This is a genomic window from Anaerolineae bacterium (genome assembly GCA_025062375.1).
Taxonomy (GTDB): domain Bacteria; phylum Chloroflexota; class Anaerolineae; order SpSt-600; family SpSt-600; genus SpSt-600.
Genome location: JANXAG010000057.1, coordinates 1 through 8,216, shown reverse-complemented (window position 1 = coordinate 8,216; position 8,216 = coordinate 1). Strand labels below are relative to the sequence as shown.

Below are 8,216 nucleotides of genomic sequence, written 5' to 3'. Positions count from 1 at the left end.
GAGCGAGCAGCCACCCCTTGCATCCTGCCCACGAGTGGGACCCAGAACCTGGCAAACCCAAAGCCCACGAGGGCGGGGAAAACCGGGGGTCCAGGGGGCTTGCCCCCTGGCAGGGGGCCTGGGGGATGTGCCCCCAGAACCTTAAAAATACCAGGAACTACTTTAAACCCAGACCTTCACCCGGGGATCCTGGGTCCGCCCAACCCATTCCAGAGCACACGTCCCCAGAGCAGTAAAAGTGGTAGATTGCCAGCCTCTTCCCACCAGCCGCTTAACCGTTAAAGTTAAATCCCCCACCTTTGTATTATGACACCAGCGTTGACTCCCATCGGGATCAGTGTAGATTGCCCCGACTATATGCTCCAGAGCAACCTTAGCTTCACCCGAGAGCTGGATTCCGGGGCCCCTCCCGATAAACCACCACGTTCCTACTTCCCCGCGGCTGCGGTTCCGGACCAATGAACCCAGACCGTTCAGGAAAAACATCTGGTCCTCCATCTGAAGCACAAAAAGGGTTAACATCGGAAGCCGGATGGGGCCAAGAGCTACCTGCGCGCTTAACCCCTCCCAGACCAGAGGAGCATCTCCGGCAAAAACGTTGCAATGTCCCCATATCCAGCGTTCTGCATGCCGGGCACCCCACAGGTGAGCTTGCTGGCCAGGGGCTTTTTCCAAAAGATAACGCTGTTCGTTCACCTCTAAAACCCCATTAAGCCTGATATTAAAATTCGGGGAAAGGACTTTAGTGCGGGGAAATGGCCCTTTATACATCCATTGGAAGGGAAGCAGGTAAACGGTCGTCGGATTGGGGTCCCAGTGCAGATCCCACCGCAGCCGCTGTCCTTCCTTGACAATTTCTCCCTGAGCGCTTGCGTGAGTTAATGTCGACGGTCCAATGGCGAACCGGAAAGGCGATGGTTCGGCACGAGCCTCAGACCATGGATATGTAGCTTTAAGGGCCAGGTTTTTCTCTGGATTATTCCGGTCAAAGAAGAACCCCCAGACTTCAGCTACAGGCCTGCCCTGGATTGGGGCCAGGAGGGTGTAGCGCAACCACAAGGCAATCCCCTGGGCAGGCTCATTCGCTTTTATGTAATAAACCTCGTAAAATCCGGGTGTAGAACCATCCCAGCGTAGCCTGTTATCCTTTTCCGAAGCCAACATTTCGCCTCCTTTCAAGCTTTATCCCGGAGGAGCAAAGCGCATGCTCCTACCAGAACAACAATACCACCATCCACGAGAAAATTCAGAAGGTAAACGAAAGCAGGGCGATCCAGGAAAAAGAAAGCCAGAGCAGTCAGAGAAGAAGTCAATTTACCGATGGCCAGGACCCAGAGCATCGGGCGAAAGCGGCTGGGATTCCAGGCACCAAGGCCAGCCATGACAGTCACCAGAACCATATAGGCGAAAGCAAGGACCAGCCAGAAGCGCCCCTCCACATCAGGGGCGAAAGGACCCAAAGAGCGACCTATCGTTCCAATACTCCGCAGGATTTGTTCTGGAAACATCAGGAAGCCCAGCCCGGTAACGGCGAAGGCGACGGACAAGAAACCGAGAATGCTTCGGGCAAGAGCTTTCATACTGACCTCCATGTTTCAAGGATCCGGCGTGCGACCCGCAGGGCGAGAGCCATGATCGTAATAATGGGGTTTACAATGGGAGAAGAGGGCAAAAGGCTGGCATCAGCGATCCACAGATTAGAAACTCCATGGACGGCTCCGTAGGAATCGGTGACTGAGCGGTTGGGGTCTTCGCCCATGCGGCAGGTGCCTAAGGGGTGGTAAGCCGAGAGGATAAGGTCCGAAGGGCGCCATCGAGGAGAAAGGATGTGCTCAACTTCCGCCTCCGAACGGATGACTTCCAGGCCTGGCAATCCAGGGTAAACCTCTCTGGCGCCTGCAGCGAACAGCAAACGAGCTGTGCTGGCTATTGCTTTCCGGATGCGGGCTGCATCCTCTGAACTCAGAAAATAAAACATCCAGGGCCGACCATCGGGCCCGACTATCACCCTCCCGGAGCTGTGTTCGGAAACCAGAATTCCGACAGCAGCCAGATAGGGGTACCGGGCCAGCACTTCTTTGAAATCCCGCCCGATAAAGGGCAATACTCCACCGCTGTACCCTATTCCTGGAGGCGGGAAAGTGGCTTCCAGGATAATTCCCTCTTCCAACCACTCATCCACATGGTAAGACTGCATTACTCCTCGCCAGCCCATAATTTCCTCGTCAAACAAACCCATCACCCCGCACCCAGGGTGGATCCGGAGATGGCGGCCGATCTGGGAACGCGGTCCTATCCGGTTTCTAAGGAGGAGCCAGGGGGTAAAGATGGCCCCGGCGGCCAGCACAACCGCGCGGGCGTGGATGGTCAATCGGTAAGGTGTGGGTCGGCCTTGAGGATCCAGAATCACTGCCTCCACGCCGGTTACCTTTCCGTTACGGTGGAAGATACGCTCCACACGACAACGGGCGTAAATGCGGGCTCCGGCCTGGACAGCCCGTGGCAACATTGTCAGCCGCATGTCCTGTTTAGCATCTAGGGGGCATCCGAAAGCGCATTGGCCGCTTCCGTGGCAATTCTGTACTGGTCGCCGAATTGGGCCGTGGCGTACTCCAAGAGCTTCAGCGCCGCGGCGCAGGATCTCCCCATTGCGGCCCATAATATCGTCTGTTACGGGGGTGACATTGAGGATAGCCTCAATCTCCTCAAAAAGGGGAGCCATCTGCTCAGGCCCTACATCCCGTACACCCTCCACGGTGCGCCACTGATGGAGAACGAAATCGGGGGTCCGGAAACAAGTGCCTGAATTCACCACAGTGGTTCCCCCAACGGCACACCCCATCGGCACCAGAATGATGGGGAAGCCCACCGTATGGGTCAGCCCGTTATCGCGGTAAAGGTTTATGATCCGCTCGAGGGGTCGGACTTTGAAATCGTCCCGGGTGACCAGGGGGCCCTCTTCAACCACCATTACAGAAAGGCCGGCTTTTGCCAGCTCTGCCGCTACGGTGGCTCCTCCTGCGCCAGAACCTACAATTACGACGTCAGCAATTTCCTTTTCGTTTCGGTTCAACTCTGGATATTGCCGGGCAGGCAGGGTAACGGGCTGAGGCAATGGGCCTTCAAAGGGCTTGAAAGGACTTGCATTATATCCCAAGAGCGAAGTTATGCGAGGGTTAGAGCAGTAAACCATAGTGCAAAACATCTTTAGTGGGTTAACAACAGGTCGGAGGAGGAAATGCCGCTGGGTGGACTTCAAAAAATTCTCCTGCGCATTGGGGGGGAGGTGGCTGAAGGGCCGAAAGTAAGCGAAGAGCAAAGGTGAGAACTCCAGAGCCAGGGCCATAGCCTGCAAGCGGCGGTATGCATCGGGCGAAAAGCGAGCCGTGAGATTTTCCAGATCTTCCATCAGGCCGATATCTGCAGCGCCAGGTTGCAGTGAACCGCCGGGTGGTAGGAGCGCTTCGGCGAAAGCCTTCAAAGTTTTCCAAACAATGCCTTTTCCCAAGATTTCCTCCTTTTCGTTATGGCTAAAATGCGATTTCAGCAGGCAAAGACACTGATAGAAGAAGCGGAAGGAGAATCTATAATCCTACCACAGTATCATGAAGTCCGCTCGCCGCCGTTTCCATGTTCCTGTAGGGCTTTGGCGAATTCCCCCGCATACAAGTTTTTCAACCATTAAGGTGCGTGCCTTGCCCGAAGCTTTTGCGCCGAATTTGGTTTTATTTTACCTGTTCCTTCCTCCTGGTCAAGTCTGGTAAGGGCCGAGAGGGAGTTTATTGTCTGTCGACCACCGAGTGCCGGAAAAAGCTCGGAGATCGAGAGATACTAACCCACTGGAGGGTTAATCCCAGACTTTTTTGACTTGCCGCAGTTTCTGATTTAAAATTTCCTCAGGCTCTTCCGGAGGTAAATTCATGCCCGCCACCCTGATTGTAGGAGCCCAATGGGGGGATGAAGGAAAAGGCAAGATAACGGATCTGCTGGCCCAAAAAGCCGATTTCGTGGCCCGCTACAATGGAGGCGATAACGCTGGCCATACCGTTGTCTTTAAAGGCCAGACTTTCCGCCTCCACCACATCCCATCAGGCATCCTCTACCCCGGTGTTATCTGCATCCTGGGAAACGGTATGGTGATAAACCCCGAACGCCTCTGCCAGGAACTGGATGAGCTAGCTTCAAGAGGGGTTGATGTCTCTCCTTCTCGCCTCAAGATAAGCGGACGTGCCCACCTGGTCCTGCCCTTCCATATCGCCCTGGATAAAGCTGAAGAGGTTACACGGGGCAAAGGAGCCATAGGAACTACCTTCAGAGGAATAGGCCCCGCCTACTCCGAAAAGTTCGCTCGCCGAGGAATCCGAATTGCTGATATGCTGGAGGAGGATTTCGCAGAAAAGGTGGAAAGGGCCGCAGAAAGGGCCAATCGCCTCCTTAAAGACCTTTACGACTCCGAACCCTTGGACCCTCATTCTATAGCCCAGAAGCAACTGGAATACGCTCGCCGGCTTACCCCTTACATTGAGGATGTTTCCTGGGTGATAAACGAGGCTTTAAAGGAGGGCAAAAAGGTGCTCTGCGAGGGGGCTCAGGGGACTTTCCTGGACATAGACCACGGCACATATCCCTTCGTCACCAGTTCTCATCCTGTAGCCGGTGGAGCAATGGTGGGGCTTGGGTTCGGGCCTAAATGGGTGGAAAAGGTCATCGGAGTCACTAAAGCATACACCACCAGAGTGGGAGGCGGCCCCTTCCCCACCGAGCTCACCGATGAAATCGGGGAACACCTGGCCGAAATTGGCCGGGAATATGGGACCACCACTGGCCGCCGGCGCCGCACAGGGTGGCTTGATATGGTCGCTCTCCGGTATGCTATCATGGTCAACGGGATCACAGAACTGGCAGTAACTAAGCTGGATGTCCTCACAGGCATCGACCCCATCAGGGTTTGTGTAGCTTACAGATTCCAAGGGATAGAAACCCAACGGTTCCCCCTTTCTACTGCAGGCCTTTTCCATTGTGAGCCCGTTTACGCCGAAATGCCCGGATGGAAAGAGGATATATCTGAGGCCAAAAGCTTTGAGGAGCTTCCAGCTCAGGCCCGGGATTATATACTATTTGTGGAAAAGTTAGCCCAGGTGCCCGTTAGGATTATCTCGGTGGGCCCCGAAAGGGAACAGGTTATAATCCGTATGAACGTATGACTTGCCCTGCTGCTGTGGTTCAGTTGCTGGCAGGCCCCTTGTCGGTGAGAGCGAAGCTCACTTTGCCCCGCTTCCGCCTTCTGCCCAGCGCCAGTTTAGTGTATGGCTTTAGATGGCTCCTCAAAACTTTTCAATCCAGGTCTATGACAGGAACTTCACCTTTGATTTCTATTCTCCTTTCCGTCACTGAACAGGTGTAAGCCAGAGCTTCCACTCCGGCCTTCACCGCTTCCCGGAATGCCCGGACAAAGGCCGGATCAGCTGTAAAATTAGGGGAAAAGGCAAAGGCGTCCTGCCTTTGAATTATGAATACCACCGCTGCCCTGATTCCTTCCCCCAGGGCTTCTTTGAGTTCCAGAAGGTGACGCCTTCCGCGCTCGGTAGGAGCGTCAGGGAAAAGGGCTACTCCTTCTTTCACTAAGGTAACGGATTTGGTTTCCACAAGGCATTGGCCACCAGGCCCCTCCAGAAGGACGTCAAACCTCCCGCCTCTGTATCTGGGCTCCCCTCTGATAACCCTGTAGCCATGGAAATCTGGCAAACGGCCCTTTTCGATCGCTTCCTGAAATATAAAGCGGGGGAGCCTAGCATCCACTGAAACCAGAATTTCCCCCACTTTCACGATTTTCAGGTCAAAAGGGGTTTTACGCTCCTTTCCTGCTTCTCTGCTCACAAAAACCGCTCTTCCAGGGCTCAGAAGCTCCTCAAGGCGGCCAGAATTGGGAAGGTGAGCAGTAAAAACTTCCCCTCCCACCTCCACCTTCACTCTGAACCTGTTCTCTCTTTTGATAAATACGCCCCCGATGAGGGGAGGGAAATCCATTACTTTTTGCCAGCCTGTTTCAAAAGGCCATGGGTGAGCATCTCCCCCAAAACCACCAGGTCCTCAGTGGGGAGATACTTTCCAGCAGTAGCATCAAAGAGGATCTGGACCGAAGGGCCGAACTCTTCATCGGCCAAGTTGAGGACCACAGCCACCCACAGCCTGGGGAACATCCGGAAGAGGAAAGAGGAATCACCAAAGGAGAGCCTCTCCCCTCCAAGGGCCATAGCCGCTTTTTCAAAAGCTTCTTTATCTTTTCCAAAAGCTTTGGCCAGTTTCAAAGCGGTGCGGGCCTGGAAGACAGGCCAATAGCCCTGCCCACCGGGGAACTCCCTGAAGGAAACCCAGTGATCGGCCGGACGAACCCCCTCCGCCGTGAGGAGATAATGGAGAATAAGGAGGCTAACTACTATAGAGGGGCTTTTCCCGGTGTCCTCTTCTATAACAATTCCCTCAGGATAGGTTACCCGATATCTCTTGCCCCAGAAAGGGACCGACCATTCTCCTTTTCTGAGGTCTATTTCAAGGTAATCAACGGCGGCTTTGAAGGCTGTCTCCCAGGGATCCACCTGAGCTATTTCCCTGCGAGCTTTGTCCATAGCAGGTTTGTAGCTCTCTTCACGGGTGCGAGCTTTGATGCCGGCAGACATCTTTCCCTCCTTCAGCGCAATTTTACTACTATGTTGCTTATTATATTGGCCGCCTCGTCTCCCCGGTCGGCGGCATTGGAAAGGTGGCGGTAGAGTTCTCTAAGCTTGAGGATGTAGGCCAGGTGTTCAGAATCTATTGGACCTTTGAAAAGCTCGGCTATAGCTTCGCGATAGATGCTCTCCATCTGGTTCTCCAAAGTTTTGGCTCTTATGGCGTGGTCGCTGGCTATGTTAGGGTGTTTCTCCAGCCTCAGAACGGCTAAATAAAGTTCGCTGGCAGCTTCTTCCAGAAGGGCTACCATCTTCTGCAGGTAATGGTTCGGTTTAACGCCCAGGATTTCCATTTCGTCCACGGTGGTGTAAGCATAGTCAATTACATCGTCTATAGCCCTGGATAGGGCGAAGATGTCCTCACGGTCAATGGGGGTAACGAAGGTGCGGTTGAGTTCATCCACAAGGATGCGCCTTATCTCATCGGCCTCTCTTTCAGCCTGGATTACCCGCTGCGCTTTCTGGTAACTGGGCTCCCTCATGTATTCTTTAAGGCACTGAAGACCTTCAAGGGTCTTAGCTGCCTGCTCTATAAGCAACCTGAGAAATCTATCCTCCTTCGGCCTGAAAATGTCCAGAAACTTCAACTTAAAGCCACTCTTCCCCATCTTCCCAGACCTCTTTTTTCCAGATAGGAGCTATTTCTTTGATCCGCTCTATGGCATAGCTGGCAGCATCGAAGAGCCCTTGGCGGTGCGCTCCTACCACCGCAATGATCACGCTGGTTTCACCCACTTCCAGTTTCCCTATTCTGTGGACGATGGCCACATCCTCCACCTGAGGCCACCTTTCCCGGATTTCACTCCCTATTTGGGCCAAGACCTGCTCCGCCATTTCGGGATAGGCTTCGTATTCCAGGTATTGCACTCTCCGGCCAAGGTTTTCGTTTCGGACTGTACCCACGAAAAGGACGATGCCTCCGATGGAAGGAGCCACCACCCTGGCCATGACTTCGTCGGCGGAAAGAGGAAAGCGGGTTATTTCAAATTTTTTGGCTCCTCCACTTACCGGCGGGAAGACGGCCAGTTCATCGCCCTCTTTGAGGGGATCCTGAGGTTGGACGTATCTTTTGTTGAGGGCGAAGAAGGCCCTGCCCAGAAGCTCTTCAAGGTCGGGGAAAAGGTTGCCCAGGGCGTTTAGGGCATCCTGGACAACTGCCCCTTCGGGTAGTTCGAGCCAGAGTTCTCCAGTGCCAGCTTTTTCTCTGTAAAGGGCGAAAAGTTTAACTTTTACTTTCATGCTTCCCGTCACCTCCCTCATGCAGGGCAGCAGAGCTACCGGAACCTGCTGCGAGTGGATAAAGATAGTTGGATGCTCCTTTTTTAAGGCTTCTGGGGGCACATCCCCCAGACCCCCTAGACCCCCGATTTTTCCCACCCTCGTGGGCCTGAGGTTTGCCACAGTTCTGGGTCCCACTCGTGGGCAGGATGCAAAAGTTGGCTGCTCGCTCCCTTTTTGAAGTTTTTGGGGGACACCCCCAAACCCCTG

General features: G+C 54.1%; 8 protein-coding genes. 1 reads left to right on the top strand and 7 read right to left on the bottom strand.

The window, feature by feature from the left end; genetic code table 11:
• Positions 1–162 precede the first annotated feature (162 nt).
• The 3 genes from NZ653_09780 to NZ653_09770 are packed head-to-tail and all read right to left on the bottom strand — an operon-like array spanning position 163 to position 3,508.
• Positions 163–1,164: a hypothetical protein gene (locus tag NZ653_09780; GenBank protein ID MCS7287409.1), complete on the bottom strand. Its 1,002-nt coding sequence runs from the start codon at positions 1,162–1,164 to the stop codon at positions 163–165.
• 11 nt (positions 1,165–1,175) lie between these two features.
• Positions 1,176–1,580 (bottom strand): hypothetical protein, encoded by a 405-nt coding sequence (locus NZ653_09775; GenBank protein MCS7287408.1) that lies wholly within the window; start codon positions 1,578–1,580, stop codon positions 1,176–1,178.
• A complete protein-coding gene (locus NZ653_09770; protein MCS7287407.1) occupies positions 1,577–3,508 on the bottom strand; it encodes a GMC family oxidoreductase in 1,932 nt (643 codons plus the stop codon). The genes NZ653_09775 and NZ653_09770 overlap by 4 nt, the downstream gene beginning before the upstream one ends.
• 412 nt (positions 3,509–3,920) lie before the next feature.
• Between NZ653_09770 and NZ653_09765 the strand changes: the two genes are divergently transcribed.
• Positions 3,921–5,204, top strand: a complete 1,284-nt coding sequence (locus NZ653_09765; GenBank protein ID MCS7287406.1) for an adenylosuccinate synthase — start codon at positions 3,921–3,923, stop codon at positions 5,202–5,204.
• A gap of 130 nt (positions 5,205–5,334) precedes the next feature.
• Here NZ653_09765 and sfsA read toward each other — a convergent pair whose 3' ends face one another.
• The 4 genes from sfsA to NZ653_09745 are packed head-to-tail and all read right to left on the bottom strand — an operon-like array spanning position 5,335 to position 7,967.
• Positions 5,335–6,027 carry a DNA/RNA nuclease SfsA gene (sfsA, locus tag NZ653_09760; protein ID MCS7287405.1) on the bottom strand — a complete coding sequence of 231 codons (693 nt, stop codon included), beginning with the start codon at positions 6,025–6,027 and terminating at the stop codon, positions 5,335–5,337.
• Positions 6,027–6,677 carry a DUF3786 domain-containing protein gene (locus tag NZ653_09755; protein ID MCS7287404.1) on the bottom strand — a complete coding sequence of 217 codons (651 nt, stop codon included), beginning with the start codon at positions 6,675–6,677 and terminating at the stop codon, positions 6,027–6,029. The genes sfsA and NZ653_09755 overlap by 1 nt, the downstream gene beginning before the upstream one ends.
• Before the next feature lie 11 nt (positions 6,678–6,688).
• Positions 6,689–7,315: a DUF47 family protein gene (locus NZ653_09750; GenBank protein MCS7287403.1), complete on the bottom strand. Its 627-nt coding sequence runs from the start codon at positions 7,313–7,315 to the stop codon at positions 6,689–6,691.
• A 1-nt stretch (position 7,316) separates the two neighbouring features.
• Entirely contained in the window at positions 7,317–7,967 is a 651-nt protein-coding gene (locus tag NZ653_09745) for a MoaD family protein (GenBank protein MCS7287402.1), read from the bottom strand.
• Between the last annotated feature and the right edge of the window lie 249 nt (positions 7,968–8,216).

Coding starts and splice junctions, on each gene's coding strand:
- NZ653_09765 (MCS7287406.1), top strand. CDS start 3,921: ATGCCCGCCACCCTGATTGTAGGAGCCCAATGGGGGGATGAAGGAAAA.
- NZ653_09755 (MCS7287404.1), bottom strand. CDS start 6,677: ATGTCTGCCGGCATCAAAGCTCGCACCCGTGAAGAGAGCTACAAACCT.
- NZ653_09745 (MCS7287402.1), bottom strand. CDS start 7,967: ATGAAAGTAAAAGTTAAACTTTTCGCCCTTTACAGAGAAAAAGCTGGC.
- NZ653_09780 (MCS7287409.1), bottom strand. CDS start 1,164: ATGTTGGCTTCGGAAAAGGATAACAGGCTACGCTGGGATGGTTCTACA.
- NZ653_09775 (MCS7287408.1), bottom strand. CDS start 1,580: ATGAAAGCTCTTGCCCGAAGCATTCTCGGTTTCTTGTCCGTCGCCTTC.
- sfsA (MCS7287405.1), bottom strand. CDS start 6,027: ATGGATTTCCCTCCCCTCATCGGGGGCGTATTTATCAAAAGAGAGAAC.